At 44.6% G+C, this 18,459-nt stretch carries 13 protein-coding genes, 1 tRNA gene and 1 other RNA gene; 9 read left to right on the top strand and 6 right to left on the bottom strand.

Annotated elements, in window-relative coordinates; translation table 11 throughout:
* Positions 1–145 precede the first annotated feature (145 nt).
* Positions 146–1,519 carry a sodium-dependent transporter gene (locus BN3261_RS00760; protein WP_059085226.1) on the top strand — a complete coding sequence of 458 codons (1,374 nt, stop codon included), beginning with the start codon at positions 146–148 and terminating at the stop codon, positions 1,517–1,519.
* A gap of 68 nt (positions 1,520–1,587) precedes the next feature.
* An RNA gene (gene rnpB, locus BN3261_RS00950) (RNase P RNA component class A) lies at positions 1,588–1,938 on the top strand.
* An 89-nt stretch (positions 1,939–2,027) separates the two neighbouring features.
* Here the strand turns inward: rnpB and BN3261_RS00755 are convergent.
* From BN3261_RS00755 to BN3261_RS00740, 4 genes are all read right to left on the bottom strand, one after another.
* On the bottom strand, positions 2,028–2,912 hold the full coding sequence (locus tag BN3261_RS00755; protein ID WP_059085225.1) for a hypothetical protein: 885 nt from the start codon (positions 2,910–2,912) through the stop codon (positions 2,028–2,030).
* A 555-nt stretch (positions 2,913–3,467) separates the two neighbouring features.
* Positions 3,468–3,905, bottom strand: a complete 438-nt coding sequence (locus tag BN3261_RS00750; protein ID WP_015525765.1) for an aspartate carbamoyltransferase regulatory subunit — start codon at positions 3,903–3,905, stop codon at positions 3,468–3,470.
* A complete protein-coding gene (gene pyrB / locus BN3261_RS00745; RefSeq protein WP_022426605.1) occupies positions 3,899–4,822 on the bottom strand; it encodes an aspartate carbamoyltransferase in 924 nt (307 codons plus the stop codon). The genes BN3261_RS00750 and pyrB overlap by 7 nt, the downstream gene beginning before the upstream one ends.
* Before the next feature lie 69 nt (positions 4,823–4,891).
* Positions 4,892–5,293 carry a putative ABC transporter permease gene (locus BN3261_RS00740; RefSeq protein WP_044960605.1) on the bottom strand — a complete coding sequence of 134 codons (402 nt, stop codon included), beginning with the start codon at positions 5,291–5,293 and terminating at the stop codon, positions 4,892–4,894.
* A gap of 253 nt (positions 5,294–5,546) precedes the next feature.
* Here BN3261_RS00740 and BN3261_RS00735 point away from each other — a divergent pair, with 253 nt between their 5' ends.
* From BN3261_RS00735 to BN3261_RS00715, 5 genes are read left to right on the top strand one after another with little or no spacing between them, the layout of a single operon-like run.
* Positions 5,547–6,845, top strand: coding sequence for a bifunctional folylpolyglutamate synthase/dihydrofolate synthase (locus tag BN3261_RS00735; protein WP_015525769.1), 1,299 nt, complete (start codon positions 5,547–5,549; stop codon positions 6,843–6,845).
* Positions 6,842–7,972: a prephenate dehydratase gene (pheA, locus tag BN3261_RS00730; protein WP_021650329.1), complete on the top strand. Its 1,131-nt coding sequence runs from the start codon at positions 6,842–6,844 to the stop codon at positions 7,970–7,972. The genes BN3261_RS00735 and pheA overlap by 4 nt, the downstream gene beginning before the upstream one ends.
* A 25-nt stretch (positions 7,973–7,997) precedes the next feature.
* Positions 7,998–9,314: an ATP-binding protein gene (locus tag BN3261_RS00725; protein ID WP_059085254.1), complete on the top strand. Its 1,317-nt coding sequence runs from the start codon at positions 7,998–8,000 to the stop codon at positions 9,312–9,314.
* 34 nt (positions 9,315–9,348) lie between these two features.
* A complete protein-coding gene (locus tag BN3261_RS00720) occupies positions 9,349–10,884 on the top strand; it encodes a Ppx/GppA phosphatase family protein (RefSeq protein WP_059085224.1) in 1,536 nt (511 codons plus the stop codon).
* A 16-nt stretch (positions 10,885–10,900) separates the two neighbouring features.
* Positions 10,901–13,054, top strand: a complete 2,154-nt coding sequence (locus BN3261_RS00715) for an RNA degradosome polyphosphate kinase (RefSeq protein ID WP_059085223.1) — start codon at positions 10,901–10,903, stop codon at positions 13,052–13,054.
* A 127-nt stretch (positions 13,055–13,181) separates the two neighbouring features.
* Here the strand turns inward: BN3261_RS00715 and BN3261_RS00710 are convergent, their stop codons facing one another.
* Positions 13,182–14,345 (bottom strand): ComEC/Rec2 family competence protein, encoded by a 1,164-nt coding sequence (locus BN3261_RS00710; RefSeq protein WP_059085222.1) that lies wholly within the window; start codon positions 14,343–14,345, stop codon positions 13,182–13,184.
* Positions 14,346–14,569: 224 nt separating this feature from the next.
* Positions 14,570–14,641 (bottom strand) — tRNA-Glu (locus BN3261_RS00705).
* A gap of 213 nt (positions 14,642–14,854) precedes the next feature.
* On the opposite strand from BN3261_RS00705, the gene BN3261_RS00700 reads away from it, so the two are divergent.
* Together BN3261_RS00700 and BN3261_RS00695 are read left to right on the top strand one after the other, a co-directional pair.
* On the top strand, positions 14,855–16,534 hold the full coding sequence (locus BN3261_RS00700) for a GGDEF domain-containing protein (RefSeq protein ID WP_059085221.1): 1,680 nt from the start codon (positions 14,855–14,857) through the stop codon (positions 16,532–16,534).
* On the top strand, positions 16,521–18,425 hold the full coding sequence (locus tag BN3261_RS00695) for a GGDEF domain-containing phosphodiesterase (RefSeq protein ID WP_235812324.1): 1,905 nt from the start codon (positions 16,521–16,523) through the stop codon (positions 18,423–18,425). Before BN3261_RS00700 ends, BN3261_RS00695 begins: the two co-directional genes overlap by 14 nt.
* The last annotated feature ends 34 nt before the right edge of the window (positions 18,426–18,459 follow it).

The raw sequence follows: 18,459 nt of genomic DNA, 5'->3' as shown, positions 1-18,459 counted from the left end.
GAACAGTAATTCGGGAAATATAGGCTCTGTATTTTTTTAATATATTGTTTGCCTGAGGGATAAAAGCATGGTATTATCATATGAGCGGAAATTGAGAAGACATAAAGAATACAAAAAACAAATATGTGACGGGAAAGGAAGAATTATGGAGAAACATAAACATGAGAGGAGTACATTTTCCGGGAAGATTGGATTTGTACTGTCTGCAGCTGGTGCTTCGGTAGGGCTTGGGAATATATGGAGATTTCCTTATCTGGCGGCAAAGTACGGCGGTGGAATTTTTTTACTGATCTATATCATTCTGGCATTGACCTTCGGATATTCTATGATCGTGGCAGAGACAGCTCTGGGACGTATGACAAAGAAAAGTCCGGTAGGTGCGTTTGGAACTTTTGGTAAATCAAAGTGGCTGTCTTTGGGCGGTTGGATCAATGCGATCATACCGGTTCTGATCGTGCCGTATTATTCCGTGATCGGTGGCTGGGTAATTAAATACCTGGTGGAGTATGTAAAGGGAGGCAGTCAGACTCTTGCTGAAGACGGATATTTTTCTGCTTTTATAGCGGATGGATTTTCTACAGAAACCTGTTTCCTGTTTTTTTCACTGCTTACGTTGGTGATCATTTATGCAGGTGTGCAGAATGGCGTGGAACGAGTTTCCAAATTAATGATGCCGATACTGGTATTCTTGTCTGTGGTCATTGTCATTTATTCGGTAACAAGGCCAGGAGCACTGGAAGGTGTGAAATATTTTCTGATACCAAATATCAAAAACTTCTCCTGGATGACAGTGGTTGCGGCAATGGGACAGATGTTTTATTCTCTGTCAATCGCGATGGGTATTCTGGTAACTTTTGGTTCTTATATGAAAAAAGATGTATCTATTGAAGGTTCTACACAAAATGTAGAAATTTTTGACACAGCGATCGCAATGATGGCAGGTCTGATGATCATTCCGGCAGTGTTTGCATTTTCCGGTGGAGATCCGGATACGTTACAGGCGGGACCGGCATTGATGTTTATTACGATTCCGAAGGTATTCGCAAGCATGGGATTTGGAACTCTGGTTGGAATCCTGTTTTTTATACTGGTTCTCTGTGCAGCTCTGACCAGTTCTATTGCACTGACTGAGAGTGCAGTATCTACTTTTCAGGATGAACTGAAATGGGGGCGCAAGAAGGCGACAGTATTTGTCGGAATTATCATGGTTGTTCTCGGAAGTCTTTCTTCTCTTGGCTATGGTCCTCTGGCGTGTGTTAAGATCATTGGAATGCAGTTCCTTGATTTCTTTGATTTCCTGACGAACTCTGTCATGATGCCGATTGCAGCGATTGCTACCTGTCTTCTGATATCCAGAGTAGTTGGTACAAAGAAGATTGAAGAAGAAGTACTGCAGGAAGGTGGTACTTTCCGCAGAAAAAGAATCTTTAATTTTATGATCCAGTATCTTTGTCCAATCTTTGCGGCAATCATTCTTTTCAGTTCTGTGGCAAATGCATTTGGATGGATTTCCATGTAAAAGACATAGGAGACCAAGAAAATTCCAACTTTACAAGTCTATACACCTGTGTTAAAATAGCAGGTGCGCAGCCAGGCCAGGTGATCGCGGCTGGACAGACGAAAGGGTCCAGACGAGGAAAGTCCGGGCTTCACAGGGCAGGATGCCGGATAACGTCCGGTGGAGGTAACTCCCAGACCAGTGCAACAGAAATAAACCGCCCCGTTTTGCGGGGTAAGGGTGGAAAGGCAGTGTAAGAGACTACCGCCGCTGTGGTAACAGAGCGGGCACATGTAAACTCCATTCGAAGCAAGACCGAGAAGAAAGCCATACGGCGGCCCGTCGTGCTTTCAGGTAGGTCGCTGGAGCCTTCTGGCAACGGAAGGCCTAGATAGATGATCACCCAACGACATAACCCGGCTTATCGGTCTGACTGTGTATGATAATAAGCACATAATAAAAGCAACTGTATTTTGCAGATCTGATCTGTGAAATACCAGTTGCTTTTTTGATAAAGAATGACAGCTTTTTATAGTTTCATAGTTTTTTCTTTTTTCAGCTCCAAAATCACATCCAAAGACAAACCGGTAGTTTCAGCGATAGAAGTATCACTGAGTTTTCCTATCAGATTTCGGGCAATTTCAAGCTGCTTTTTCTGGGAACCATTGTTGAAACCATCATTAAAACCATCATTAAACAGCATCTGACCCAAACGTGTCATACGAATACACTCCTTTACATGTTCAAAATCATCATTTTCAAGAAACTTATCTGCCATAGTGTAGAGCATTGCCTCAATTTTTTGCAGATCTTCCGATGGAATATCTTTTGTATTTTCGGTCAGAGAGAATGCCTGAATGAATCGTTCCTTTTGAGAAAGTTGACCATCCATCAGAGGGATAAGTGTTAACGGAACGAGATCAGCCTTTGTAAGAATGTCTTCAGAGGAAAATTTCTCTTTCAGCGTTTCAATCAGCCTATCTGCATTGTGATTCTTCATTATGATCGGAATAATACGATAAGTATTTATTCCTTCAGTAAATGAAGTGACCGGATTTCGGATATTTCCCGAATAAAGAACGTATGTGGTGATAGAAACGCCATACTGATAACTGGTCACAGCTTCATAGGATCGAAAACGCTTCAAACCGGGAATCCCTTCATTCTTACTCTGAAATTCAAAGTGTTTCCACGTACCATCTTCCATGATGAGATTGATATCTTCATAGAATTTCTTAAGATTAAGAACAATGGACTCTGTAGGAGCAGAAGATACAACCTTTCCATCAATGCCAAGATAAGGAATCAGCTCCTCGGCAAAGAATTGAGCGGCAGTCTTTAGAACCGTATCTTCATGCTGAAATACAGTTGCAGAACCGATTTTATCATTTGTAATCATTTCTTTCTGTGTCATAAAAAATCCTTCCTGCAAAAGGAAATCAGAAAGAAATTGTCTGATTACAATATAACAGAAAAAATAAAAACAGACAATACATTTTCCTTTGCGCAACAGCTATGTGTATGTAAACTTGATAAAATGAAAAAATACCAGAATCGGTAGATTATAATAAGAATAGAAATAGAAAAACTAAAAAATGTAATACAGACAATCCTTTCCGGAAATGCAAATCTGTTTCTAAAAGAATAAAATATCTAACACAAAAAGTCAACAATAAAAAAACAGAGGAGCAATGAGCAGAAACCCACCATTTCAAAATCTATGAAAACACAGCGCCCGGTCCCCGCGTCGATATTCAGGCCTTTGCAGGAGCCGTAGTAATACTTGGTCTGCGGGAGACTGCGTTATTTTTCAAAATCATGCTGTCTGAGCGACGTCAGGAGCGAGTTCATGATTTTGGAAAATGTTTTTAGCAGTCTTTCGCAGGCTTAGTATTACTAGGCTCCGAAACAGCCAAATATCGAAGCGGGGACCGGACGCGTCCGTTTGTTAATCATGCTCATATGAACTCTATTTATTCCGTTTACCTCTATATTTCTCCTCGCAATACTTACACCGGTAAACCTCATTCTCTTCATCTGCAAGAACAAAAATCTGATCCAGTCCCTGCTCGATGGAAGTAATGCAGCGAGGATTCTTGCATTTGATCACGTTCACAACCTGCTTCGGCAGCTTCAGCTCTTTCTTTGCAACGATCTTTTCGTCCTTGATGATATTTACGGTAATATTATGATCGATAAAACCAAGGATATCCAGATCCAGATCCTCGATGGGGCATTCAACCTTGATGATATCCTTTTTTCCCATTTTCTGGCTGCGGGCATTTTTGATGATAGCAACCGTACAGTCCAGCTTATCCAGCTTCAGGTCATGATAGATCGTCATTGCCTTGCCGGCTTTGATATGATCCAGAACATAACCCTCACGAAGAGCACCTACGTTTAACATGGCAGTTCCACCTCCAGTAATGTAAGAATCAGGGCCATACGGACATACACACCATACTGGACCTGTTTGAAATAAGCGGCACGTGGATCAGAATCCACTTCAACAGAAATCTCGTTAACACGTGGGAGTGGGTGGAGGACATACATATCCTTCGGTGCAAGCTCCATTTTCTGTTTGTCCAGAACATAGAAATCTTTCATGCGGACATAATCCTCTTCGTTGAAGAAACGTTCCTTCTGAACACGGGTCATGTACAGGATATCCAGATCCGGAAGTGCATCCTCCAGACGTTCCTCCTCGACAAACTCGACATTGTTGCGTTTCAGAACATCCTCACGGATATAGCTTGGAATACGAAGCTCCTCCGGAGAAATCAGAACAAATTTCACATTTTCATAACGGACCAGAGCCTCGATCAGAGAGTGAACGGTACGGCCGAATTTCAGGTCACCACAGAGGCCGATGGTAATATTGTCAAGTCTGCCCTTCAGGGAGCGGATAGTTAAAAGATCGGTTAATGTCTGGGTAGGATGCTGGTGGCCGCCATCACCGGCATTGATCACCGGAATATTGGATGACATAGAAGCTACAAGCGGAGCACCCTCTTTCGGATGACGCATAGCACAGATATCTGCATAACAGGAAACAACGCGAATAGTATCGGCAACGCTTTCGCCTTTGGATGCGGAGCTGGAATCAGCAGAAGAAAAACCGAGAACCTTTCCTCCAAGATTCATCATGGCTGCTTCGAAACTTAAACGTGTACGTGTACTTGGTTCGTAAAACAATGTCGCAAGCCTTTTATCATCACAGGTATGCGCATACTTTTTTGGATTTTTCCCGATGTCGTCGGCGAGATTCAGAAGCTTATCAAGCTCTTCAACCGAGAAATCCAATGGACTCATTAAATGTCTCATGTTGTACCTCCAATTATTTACTGGAAATAAGATTCCTTCCAGTTATCATATAATATAACTGTGAGATTTTCAAGAGACTTTCCGAGGATTTTGTCGAAGAAGCCATTCGAAAAAGAGACCGGTAAAAAACCACAGAGGAGCATAGTCCAGTCGGATCACTCCTTTATACTGAAGCGGAACATGAGAATAATCCCAGGGACAGATGTGAAGCTTCTGAAAAAAAGATCCGCTTAAAAATTCCACGAAAAAAATCCCGCAGCTGTAAATGATCCCCCGTACCATAACCGGAAAGCGGGCAAGCTTGTAGTAAGCCGGACGGATCAGTGCTGCAAGTCCGTAAATAGGGAACATCAGAAGAGAGGTTTTGCCCATCATAGTAAAATGTCCGGTGACAAGAGAGTGCAGTCCTGTCCATAAGATCTCCAGACACCAGCCTGTAAAACCGCACAGAAAAAAATCCTTCTTTTGCATTTTAAAGCTCCTTCTCATCAGCAGAAATCCTGCGCTTTCCGGAAAAATGTCAGTTTAACTGAATTAAGAAAGTCCCCTGCGGGGCTGTGAATATCCGCCTGGACTTTAAATATATTTAACGTGGAAAAGCGTCTTTAATAGCCTTCCCTGCCTTGAAAAAAATATACACGTGGGTTATAATGAACAAAATTATTACTGCAAAGTGAAAAAGCAGTAATGGATCATCAACACATGCGGAAGGAGAAAACAGACGATGAATTATGAAGAAAGTCGTGCCTACATCAGAGCTGCGGAACTGAAAAAGGGAATTGTTCTGGGACTGGAAAATATGAGAGAACTGATGAGGCGGCTTGGAGATCCCCAGGATGAACTGAAGTATGTTCATGTAGCGGGAACTAACGGAAAGGGTTCTGTGATCGCATATCTGTATTCCGCTTTATCAGGTGCAGGTTACCGGGTCGGAAGATATATTTCCCCGGCGGTCTATTCCTACAGAGAGAGGATGGAGGTTAACGGAGAACCTGTCAGCAGAGAGAAATTTGCAGCATATGTGACAAGGATCGCGGAGGTGATCGATGAGATCGTAAAAGAGGGAAAACCGCATCCGTCAGTATTTGAAATTGAAACTGCAGCCGCATTTCTTTATTTTCGGGATGAGAAATGCGATCTGGTATTAATGGAAGTTGGTATGGGCGGTGATCTGGATGCCACCAACATTATAAGTACTACAGTTCTTTCCATTCTGGTATCCATCAGTATGGATCATACGGCATTTCTTGGAAATACCCTGGGCGAGATAGCAGAAAAAAAGGCCGGCATCATTAAACCGAACAGTCATATGGTAACTGTAAAGCAGCAGCCGGAGGCAGAGGCGGTTATACGAAGAATATGCGCAGAACAGAATGTGCCATACGAGGCAGCAGACCAGGACAGCGCAGAGGTACTGGAAGCATCCATAACTGGCCAGACCTTTCTTTATAAAGGAGAAAAATATACAATATCCCTGGCAGGTGCCTATCAGAAGGAAAATGCGGTGGCAGCGCTCCGAGCACTGGAAATCCTGAATGAACAGGGATATCCCACAACACTGGTCCAGAGACAGGATGGATTGAAACGTACCACCTGGCCGGGAAGATTTGCACTTCTCGGGACAGAACCGGATTTTGTGGTTGATGGAGCTCATAACCCTGCAGCGGCAGACATGCTGGCTGCATCCATTGAACGGTATTTTAAGGGAAAAAGGATCATCTACATCATGGGAATGTTCCGTGACAAGGATTACCGCAAGGTCATCCGGAAAACAGAAAAATACGCAGATACCATCCTGACGATTGCGGCACCGGATAACCCCAGGGCTCTGACCCCGCAGGAGCTGGCAGATGCGGTGCGGGAATTTCATTCTGATGTAAGGCCCTTTGACAACATCGAAGCCGCAGTGGCAGAGGCCTATCAGCTGGCAGGAAAAGAGGATGTGATCATTGCTTTTGGTTCCCTGGCGTTCCTGGGGGATCTTACAGAAATTATCAGGAAACATAACGGAGGAAACCAATGACAGATTTGGAAAGATACAGAGACGAGATCGATGAGATCGACAGTGAGATCGTACGTCTCTTTGAAAAACGAATGAAGGTGAGTGAGGAAGTCGCTGAATATAAAATAAAAACTGGTAAGCAGGTACTGGATCCGGCACGTGAGAGCCAGAAGATCCATACGCTGAAAAACAAGGCCCACGGGGACTTTAACAGCCTCGGCGTGCAGGAGCTTTTCCGTCAGATCATGGCCATCAGCCGTAAGAGACAGTACCAGCTGTTGACAGAGCATGGGATTTACGGAGAGCGCAATTTCACAACTGTGAAGCATGTTCCCCTTGAAAACGCAACGGTTGTGTTTCAGGGTGTAGAGGGAGCCTACAGCTATGCGGCTATGCGGCAGTACTTTGGGAAAAATATCGAAAGCTACCATGTAAAAACATGGAGGACAGCTATGGAGGATGTAACCCATGGCAAGGCCGATTATGCGGTACTTCCTATTGAGAATTCTACTGCAGGTATCGTGGCTGATATCTATGACCTTCTTATGGAGTACAAGCTGTATATCGTAGGCGAGCAGATCATCCGTGTGGATCATGTGCTTCTGGGCATGCCGGATGCACAGATAGGGGATATCAGGGAAGTCTGCTCTCATCCTCAGGGGCTTGCCCAGTGCAAGGCATTTCTGGAGGAAAACCCTTCCTGGAAAAAGAAGGAAGTGGAAAACACCGCAGGCGCGGCCAAAAAGGTCAGTGAGGTGGGGGACAAAGGCGTGGCAGCTATCGCAAGCCGTGAGGCTGGTGAGGTATTTGGTCTGAAGGTCCTTGCAGAAAATATCTGCAGAGAAAAAGCAAACTCTACACGTTTTATTATTGTAAGCAGGAAACCGGAATACGAGGAAAAGGCCGGGAAGATCAGCATCTGTTTTGAGCTGCCTCATGAAAGCGGAACTCTTTACAACATGCTTTCACATATTATCTACAACGGACTGAACATGACCAAAATTGAATCCCGTCCGATTCCGGGAAAATCCTGGGAATACCGTTTTTTCGTGGATTTCACAGGGAAACTTGGCGAAAGCGCTGTGGAGAATGCGTTAAGAGGAATCGAGGCGGAGGCGAATGTTCTCCGTGTTCTTGGAAATTATTAAGAGACAGAGGAGCTAAATTATTATGTTGGCAAGAATTCAGGAATGTATCCTTTACCGTGGATTTTCAAATGGTGAGATACTGGACGATATGACAGAACTTATCAATCTTTATGAAGCAGATGAAGAAGCACTCAAGGCAAGAGAAGACCAGTTTTTCAAAAGTGTCAACGGGCTGGTGGAGCTGGCAGGAATGTACGGTTTTTCCGGAAATATCTGGCATACATATCTTACCTTCCTTTTGGTAAATCATGAGAACGCTTTCAGTATGGCAAGCGAGATACGAGGAGCGATCAAGGGCAGTATTAACGACCTGGCAAAAAATGATTTCCAGATTTTCAAGGAATTGTATGATTTTGACATCACGGTCTTTGATAAAGTGTTCGGAACTGTATGCTGTAGGGTGATCTGTGATTACCAGACACCGGATGAGAACAGCAAGCTCTTTAATACCAGGATCCGTGACCGTATCTGTCAGATGAGCAAAACCCTGGCAGCAGCCACCACAACCGAAGAATTTATGGATGATATGGTATCCTTCTATAAAGATTTCGGTGTTGGCAAGCTTGGTCTCCATAAGGCATTCCGTATCGGCCACGATGAGGAGGGAAAGGTGGAGATCCAGCCTATCACAAGGATCGCACATGTGAAGATCGATGATCTGGTAGGATATGAGATCGCCAAGAAAAAGCTCATTGATAATACAGAGGCATTTGTACAGGGGAGAAAGGCGAACAACTGTCTGCTCTTTGGTGATGCGGGAACCGGTAAATCTTCCAGTATCAAGGGAATCCTGAACCAGTATTATGATCAGGGACTTCGTATCATTGAGGCCTATAAGCATCAGTTCCAGGATCTTAATGAAGTCATCGCCCAGATCAAAAACCGTAACTATCGTTTTATCATTTATATGGATGATCTTTCCTTTGAAGAATTTGAGATTGAATATAAATACCTGAAAGCAGTGATCGAGGGCGGTCTTGAGAAAAAACCGGACAATGTCCTGATCTATGCCACAAGTAACCGGCGTAATCTTGTCCGTGAGCGTGCCACAGACAAGCTGGAGATCGCAGATGACAATGATCTGCATTCCTCCGATACCGTGCAGGAGAAGCTTTCCCTGGTATATCGCTTTGGTGTCCGTATCTACTTTGGCAAACCGGACAAAAAACAGTTCCAGGAGATCGTCCGCACACTGGCAGTCCGTTATGGAGTTACCATGCCGGAGGAGGAGCTTCTTCTGAAAGCCAACCAGTGGGAGATCTCTCACGGCGGACTGACCGGACGTGCAGCGCAGCAGTTTATTGATTACATTGTGGGAACAGAGGAAGAAAAAAAGAAATAGTTTACCTGTGTATTGGGGGAAAGGATGAAAAACTATGGCGGTGACAACCTTTGCAGCAATTGATATAGGCTCCTATGAAGTCAGTATGAAGATCTTTGAAATGTCAAAGCGGATCGGCTTCCGGGAGATCAATGATGTCCGTTACCAGCTGGAGCTGGGCCGTGGAACTTATGCTGCAGGACGGCTAGAGATGGAGACTGTGGATGAGCTCTGCGAGACCCTTAATGATTTTAAACGCATGATGGCTGAATTTGGGGTAGAAAGCTGGCGTGCGTGTGCAACAAGCTCTCTCCGTGAGCTGGAAAATCCGGTGATCATCCTGGAGCAGATCTATCAGAGAACTGGTATCCGGGTAGAGATCCTGAGTAATGCGGAACAGCATTTTCTGGGATATAAATCCATTGCTGCCATTGAATCCGGCTTCAAAAAGGCTATTCAGAAGGGTACGGCGATCCTGGATATCGGAGGAGGAAATCTGCAGATCTCTCTCTTTGATAAAGATGCTCTGGTGCTGACCCAGAGTATCCGTATGGGAAGTCTTCGTATCCGCGAACGTCTGAAAGAACTGGAGAAAACAACTCCACATTATGACCGGCTGATAGAGGAATTTATCCGAAATGATCTGATAAGCTTTCAACGTCTTTATCTTAAGGACAAGGAAATCTCCAATCTGATCCTGATGGGAGATTTTCTCACAGATACGATCTTTCAGGACAGATCCGGAGAGAATATCATCACAAAGGAGGAATTCCTGAAGAAATACGAGACCATTGTAAACATGTCCGATCATGACCTTGCCGAATCCATGGAGTTGGAACCGGAATATGCGTCTCTGATCGTGCCGAACATGGTTATCATCCGAAACTTTATAGAAATCTTTCAGGCAGAAGCACTCTGGATCCCGGGTGTTTCTCTTCTGGACGGGATTGCCTATGACCATGCGGAAAAAAACAAATATCTGAAAAGTGTACATAATTTTGAAAATGATATCCTGGTGGCATCCAGGAACATTGCCAAAAGGTATTCCAGCGGAAAGAACCACATTGCAGGAACTACCGATGTGGCACTGGATATTTTTGACAGTACAAGGAAGATCCACGGCATGGGAAAACGTGAACGGCTTCTTTTGCAGATTGCAGTTCTTCTTCATGACTGCGGAAAATATATCAGTATGAGTGAGGTGGCAGAATGCTCTTACCGGATCATCATGGCTACGGAAATCATAGGTCTTTCCACAGAGGAGCGGCAGGTGATCGCAAGTGCGGTAAGGTACAATACCAGAGAATTCGGCTGCTACGAAGAAATCAACCGTGAAACATCCATGAGCAGGGAAAATTATCTCCTGACTGCGAAGCTGACCGCGATTCTCCGCCTGGCCAATGCTATGGACAGAAGCCATTACCAGAAGGTAAAAGCGCTTAATGTAACCTTAAAAGACAGGATTCTTTACCTGGTGGTGGATTCCGCAAGGGATGTTTCTCTGGAGCTGGGGCTTCTGAAAGATAAAAAAGAATTTTTTGAAGAGGTGTTTGGAATCCGGCTTGTAATGAGACGGAAGGGAAGAAGATAACGGAGGAGGTTTTTGTATGAAATTTAAGGAATTTGACAAACCGGAATATTTTGTAAACAGAGAGCTGAGCTGGATCAAATTTGATGATCGTGTGCTCAGTGAAGCCAGAGACAAAAATCTACCTCTGTTTGAGAGACTGAAATTTTTGAGTATCACCTCATCCAATCTGGATGAATTTTATATGGTCCGTGTTGCATCCCTGAAGGATCAGGTTCATGCAGGGTACAAAAAAACAGATATTGCAGGAATGACAGCCAAGGAACAGCTGAAAGCCATCAGCCGGCAGACACATGATCTTGTTCACGTACAGTACAGTACATTAAACCGGTCTCTGGTCCCTGCGCTTGAAAAAGCCGGACTTCATGTGATCTTTGAGCACGAGGCATTTTCCGAGAAGCAGAAAGAATTTGTGGATCAGTATTTTGAAGACAATGTATATCCGGTCCTGACACCAATGGCAATGGATTCTTCCAGACCGTTTCCTCTGATCCGTAATAAAACGTTGAATATCGGAGCACTTCTTTCCAAAAAAGATACCAAAAAAGGAAAAGAAGAGATTGATTTTGCCACTGTACAGGTGCCTTCTGTACTTCCGAGAGTAGTGATCATTCCATCTGAGAAAAAAGGCCATACAACCGTAACACTTCTGGAACAGATCATTGAGCGCAACATCGACAAGCTGTTCTTAAGCTATGATGTGATCTGTGCCCATCCGTACAGGATCATGCGTAATGCGGATCTTCCTATTGACGAGGATGAGGCAGAGGATCTTCTGGTTGAGATCCAGAAACAGCTGAAAAAGCGCCAGTGGGGAGAGGTGATCCGCCTGGAAGTGGAAGATAAGATGGATCCGCGGCTTCTGGATATTCTGAAAATGGAGTTTCAGGTTCATGGAGATGATATCTTTTTTATCAACGGACCGCTGGATCTGACCATGCTGATGAAGGTTTATGGTATTGACGGATACGATCAGTTCAAGGAACCGAAATACAAACCGGCAGCAGTGCCTGCATTTCAGAATGATAAAGATATTTTCCAGGTGATCAGGGAGGGTGATGTGTTCCTGCATCATCCGTATATGAGCTTTGATCCGGTGGTAAATTTTGTGCGTCAGGCGGCAAAGGACCCGGATGTACTGGCAATCAAGCAGACCCTGTATCGCGTCAGCGGCAATTCACCCATCATTGCGGCACTTGCTCAAGCCGCAGAAAACGGCAAGCAGGTTTCTGTTCTTGTAGAGCTGAAAGCGCGTTTTGATGAGGAAAATAATATCGTCTGGGCAAAAATGCTGGAAAAGGCAGGCTGTCATGTGATCTATGGTCTGGTGGGCCTGAAAACACACAGTAAGATCACTCTTGTTGTGAGAAGAGAAGAAAACGGGATCCGCAGATATGTGCATCTGGCAACCGGAAACTATAACGATTCCACAGCCAAGCTTTATACAGACTGTGGTATATTTACCTGTGACGAACGGTTTGGAGAGGATGCAACTGCTGTGTTCAACATGCTTTCCGGATATTCCGAGCCGAAGCGCTGGAATCGCCTGATCGTTGCACCGATTTGGATGAAGGACCGTTTTGTAAAAATGATCGAAAGAGAAGCGGAGCATGCGAAAAAGGGAGAAGAGGCTCACATTGCGGCAAAGATGAATTCTCTGTGTGACCCTGAGATCATTGCAGCGCTGTATTATGCTTCTTCCTGTGGTGTCAGGATCGATCTTCTGATCCGCGGCATCTGTTGCCTGAAGGTGGGCATTCCAGGTATTAGCGAAAATATCCACGTGCGTTCGATCGTTGGTAATTTCCTGGAGCACAGCCGTATTTTCTATTTCCGCAATGGCGGTTCCGATGAAATCTATATGGGAAGTGCGGACTGGATGCCACGTAACCTTGACCGTCGTGTGGAGATTGTTTTTCCTGTGGAAGATGAGCGTATCAAGGAAGAGATCATGCATGTGCTGGATCTGGAATTCCGTGACAATGTAAAAGCACATATCCTGCAGCCCTCCGGTTTGTATGAGAAGCAGGACAAACGTGGCAAAACGCTGATAAATTCCCAGATGGAATTCTGCAGGGAGGCTACCGAGCGGGCAAAGGCAGCAAAAAAGGAGAAAAAAGAAAAGAAGAGAGTTTTCGTACCGGCTGAACCGGCGGAGGATATTATAAAATAGTAAAAGAAAAGGACAGCCTGTCATATCAATTTATGATACAGCTGTCCTTAAATAATGTTCTCAAAGATTATCCATATTATGTCAATACTGCATGATATTCAGAAAAACTGACAACATGCGGACGTTTCTAATAACACTTCTTGCAGGCTTTGTACCCTGCAGCTTCAGCCTGGGAGCGTGTCATCTCTGTGGCATTATCCGGATTCATATTTCCGCAGTTAGGGATCCGGTGGTACTTGCTCCCGGTAGCGGAGATCCAGACCATATCACCCACTGGCTCCGGATCGGCCTGCACTTCGGTCTGAGGATCTGCAGCAGCCGAATCAGAAGATCCATAGCCGGACGCACCGGAATCCTTATAAGTGGAGGAAGGCTGTGTGCCGGTATCCGATTCATCTCCAGCAGAATAATCATTACAGGGACTCTGTTTCCACTGGATATTGCTTCCGTCGCTGACTGCGATCACCGTACCCTGCTTATCAGTACGAAATACCTGTATTCCCATATCCGCAAGCTTATCCATGGTATCCTTATGAGGATGTCCGTAGGAATTACCGGCGCCGCAGCTGATCACTGCATATTCCGGAACAGTCTTCTGGAGCAGATCCCAGGTGGTGGCAGTGGCAGAACCGTGATGTCCCGGAACGATCACATCGCAGGAAAGATCAAGTCCCAGATCACAGATCGCTTCCTCCCCGGCAGATTCTGCATCCCCAGTAAAAAGAAAATGGTTATTTCCGTTTTCCAGCCGGATCGCAACAGAATTGTCGTTATCGTTGCTGCTGATCGATTGAGGAGAAAGAACCGTAAATTTCCCGCCTCCGAAAGTAAAATCCGTTCCGGGCTTCGGATGCTGCACAGTTAATCCCTGAGCGGCAACACTGTTTTCAAAAGATTGATAGATCTTTGTATTCTGTACATAATCTGCACCGATCACATTTTTTACGGAAAAGCTGTCCAAGCATCCTACAAGACCAGCCACATGGTCCTCGTCATAATGGGAGGAGATCATATAGTCAATGATGGAAATATTCTGTTTCTGTAGATAGGAAACCACGAAACTGGAATGTCCTCGGTCACCGCCGTCATACAGGAGATTCTGCCCCTGTGACTGGACCAGGATCGAAAGCCCCTGCCCTACATCCAGAAAGTGTACAGCCATTGTTGTGTCAGCAGAAGCAGCCTCGGCTGTGTAAGCAGCAGAGGGAACTCCTGCGACTGTTAGCAGAACAAGCAGCAGAGAAAGAAAAAATGTCTGCAGCTTTCTGCGAAAAGAACGTTTGTGATGCATGAGAAGTCACCCCTTATCTTAAGTATTTTCAGGGGAAATTATAAAACAGAAGAGAAAGAAATGCAAAATAATATATGTGAAAATACAGAAAACAGATAAACAGGAAGAACGAAATTTTTATATGCAATGTTCAGAGCAACGTTTGATAACGATAACAGGAAAAAGTGAAGTATAACAATCACAAAAAAGCAGTCAGAATAAAAATCCTAACTGCTTTCAGTTGATAGCCAGTACGGGAATCGAACCCGTGTTTCCGCCGTGAGAGGGCGGCGTCTTAACCCCTTGACCAACTGGCCATATTCATTTGTGTCGTTTGCTCTTGATTTCTGTTGTTTCCCGCAACCGACTTCGTTAGTATATAATACTTTTTTACAAAATGCAAGCACTTTTTTTCTTTTTTTGAAAAAATTTTTCACCCTGTTTTTTGATGATTTTTTTGACGGAAAAATCTATTGATGATATGATAGATACAAAACGAAATGGAATAAAAAAATATAAAGAGGAAGAGTATGGATTACAGAAAAAAGAAAAGTTTGATATGGAAGGGAGAATCCTTTCTTTTTGTTGTGGTACTGCTGGTTTTTGGCGCGATCTTTGCGGCGATCCACACAGGGGGGCTGATCCAGAAGCAGGACAGTGTACAGCTTCTTAACAAAGGATGGTACTACATAAAAGACGGAAAAAAACAGGAGATCACCCTGCCTGCGGAAATTCCGGCAAAAACAGGTGAAAAGCTGATCCTGTACAATGAAAGTCTGGGAGCGGAAAGCAGAGGAATGACCGTGGTTTCTACAGGAGCCCAGTACGATCTGGTGATACGCCTGAATGGAAAGATCCTGTATGAATATAAGGAGGCCATGTTTTCCAAAAATGTGCAGATGCGTTCCAAGGTGCAGTGCATCGCCGCTCTGGGTAATGACACAGAGGGAAAAGTCCTGACGTTCAGCTATTCTGCGCCTCAGAGAGGAAAATATGTTATAGAGCCGGTATGCATAGGAACCGGAAGTGCAATAGCCTGGTATCAGATCAGAAAAGCAGCCATTCCTTTAGGGGCGGCAACGATCATGATCGTATTAAGTATGATCGCCCTGTGCATCTGCATCTATATGAGAATAAGGCAGATGCCGGACAGACGGTTCCGGGATGTGGCACTGTTCCTTATGATGTGCAGTATCTGGCTGGTGACGGACTCATCACTGGCACAAAGCTACAGCAGATGCCCCGAAGTATTATGTCTCATTTCTTTTTATATGTTCATGCTGCTAGCAGTTCCGATGTTGCGTTTTTTGCAGAATATCGGAAACATGAAAAAATACAGGCTCCTGGATCTTGGAATCTTTACATTTTATCTGAATGCTGTTTTACAGGGAGTTCTGGTGATCCTGGGAGTCTTTGAATTTAAGGATATGCTGTTTGTAACACATATCCTGCTGTTTGTGTGGGTCCTGATATCAGCGGTACTTCTGATCCGGGAGTACCGGAAGCATAAACAGCGTGAGATACATCTGCTTCTCATTGCATATATCATCGTGGGAACAAGTGGTATCATAGCGCTGATCCTGTACTGGCTGTTCGAGATTTCCTACTATGGATCCATTTTTGAATTGGGAAATCTTGTGTTTCTTGTGCTGGTCATTGCAGACGCAGTCATGATGATGGCAGACAATGTCCGTTACCGTCTGGAATCCCAGGCTTACGAACGACTGTCCAGAGAGGATGGGATGACAGGACTTGAGACGAGAGCCAATTTTGAGAAAAAACTGGAAAGTATTTCCGCAGATATGGGCAGATACCGGGATATCCTTCTTATGTATATCGATATCGATCAGCTTCGCGTGATCAACGAAGAATACGGACGGGCTGCAGGAGACGAGATGGTGGTGATCTCGGCCAGATGTGTGGAGAACGTTTTCCGGGAAAAAGGAACCTGCTACCGCATCGGCGGGGATGAATTTGCGGTTCTGGTCTATGAGCCGGAAGTACCGGACGAATTCTGGCCGGAACGCCTGAAAGAAGAGCTCCGGAATATTGGGAGAGGATGCAGACATCGTTTTTCGTTATCTCTGGGATACAGCCATCTGCGGAATAAGGATGGTTCTCTGAAATCCATAGGAGAATGGAAATATGAGGCAGACAGGAAGCTTTATGAGAACAAAAAGAAGGAGGATTTGAAAAATGGAGTATATTAACTGTTTTCAGATCACATCCCTTGTTCTGGTGACGATGATCGCGATACATTATTTTTCTCATAAAAGACTGAACAATGCGGAAAACAGGAATTTTGTATGTTTTCTGGCTTTCAGCGGCGTTTACGTGCTGCTGGATATGCTGAGTGCGGTGATCGCGGGAGGCGGCAGCAGCGAAGTCTGCAGAATGTCAGCGCTGGTCCTGACGCTCTATTATTTCTGTGATGTCATACTTACCTATGGGCTTTTCTGCTACATTCGGATCATCACCGGAAGACAGAAGGAGAAGTATAAATGGCTGAAAACCGGCTGGGTGGTCCTGCCGGCTGCAATGCTGCTGGCAGTTACAGCAAACTTACGGACGGGATGGCTTTTTTATTTTGACCAGGAAGGTAGATTTATCCGGGGAAGTTTTCATTTTCTGCTCTATGGATATGTATTCTTTTTTATGCTGGTGATCGTTGCATTTATGTTACTTTATGGAAAAACAGCAGAAAAAGAAATACGGCGCACCATATGGAGATTTTGGTTTATCGAAGCAGCCTGCCTGTTTCTCCAGATTGCCGCGGAAAGAATACTGCTTACCGGCTTCGGACTTTCTGTAGGACTTTGGCTGATCTATCTTACTATGAACAATCCAGGTGAATATACGGACAGTATGACAGGTTTATTTGACAAACAGTATTTTGACAAATGGATCGGAGAAAAGCTCTATCGAAAAGAAAGCTTTCATCTGCTTGCTGTGGATGCCCGCAATATGAAGCAGATCAACCGGATCTACGGTACCAGAGTGGGAGATCAGCTGCTGATCCGGGCGGCGAAGGGATTTCGGGAGATCACGGATTCAGTGCAGATCTTTCGTATCACAGGCAATTGCTTTCTGGCAGTGCTGGACTCGCTGACAGATTATGAAAAAGCCAGAGATGGCATAGAAGAATTTCTGAAAAAGCCGTTTTTTATCGAAAACGAAAAGGTGTCGTTCCATGCTGCGATCTGCGGGATCATGAATGCGGAAAAACTGGAAAAAGAGGATAGTATTCTTTCTTATATTGAATATATGATCTCTCTGATACAGAACCGTCAGGATACGGTCCTGATTCAGTCGGACAGCAAGATCCTGGAGGGCTTCCGCTATGAACAGGAAGTGGAGCATTTTCTTCAGAAGGCTGTGAAAGAGGATCTGTTTGAAGTATATTATCAGCCGGTATATTCTATAAAAAACCAGGATTTTATTACTCTGGAGGCACTGAGCCGGCTGAAACATCCTGCTCTGGGAATGATCCCGCCGGATGTGTTTATCGGGATCGCGGAAAAACAGGGAATGATCTCGGCAGTGGGATGTCTTCAGCTTCACAAGGTCTGCCGTTTTATAAAAGAACATGAATATATCATGAAGAAGATCCGGAATGTGAAATTCAATCTTTCTCCTTCCGAATTGATGAAACCCGGATACAGCCATGTGCTTATCGGGATCATACAGGGGTATGGATTAGATCCGGGATATTTTCAGTTTGAGATCACGGAAAACGTGGCAACCGAATACAGCGAAAGCTTCTGCACAGCCATTGATGATTTTGCAGAAGTGGGAATCCACATGTGCCTAGATGATTTTGGTTCCGGTTATGCAAATCTGAACGCAGTTCTTCGAATTCCGTTTTCAGCAGTAAAAATGGACCGTTCTCTTTTGTCCGGGGTCAGCAGCGATCCTCAGACGGCTACCTTTTATCGCAGCATTGTCATGATCCTGCAGCATATGGGATATAAGGTGATCGCAGAAGGCGCTGAGACCGAAAAGGAGGTAAAGCTTCTGGAAAAATGGGGTGTGGATATGATACAGGGATATTATTTTTCCAGGCCCCTGTGCGAGGAGAAGCTTCTGGAAAAAATTTCCTGAAATGATCAGAAACAGGCGGAAAACATGCTTTTAT

This window comes from Blautia massiliensis (ex Durand et al. 2017) (assembly GCF_001487165.1).
In the GTDB taxonomy this organism is placed as follows: Bacteria; Bacillota; Clostridia; order Lachnospirales; family Lachnospiraceae; genus Blautia_A; species Blautia_A fusiformis.
The sequence above is the reverse complement of the archived record's forward strand: the minus strand, read 5'-3'. Positions and strand labels throughout refer to the sequence as shown.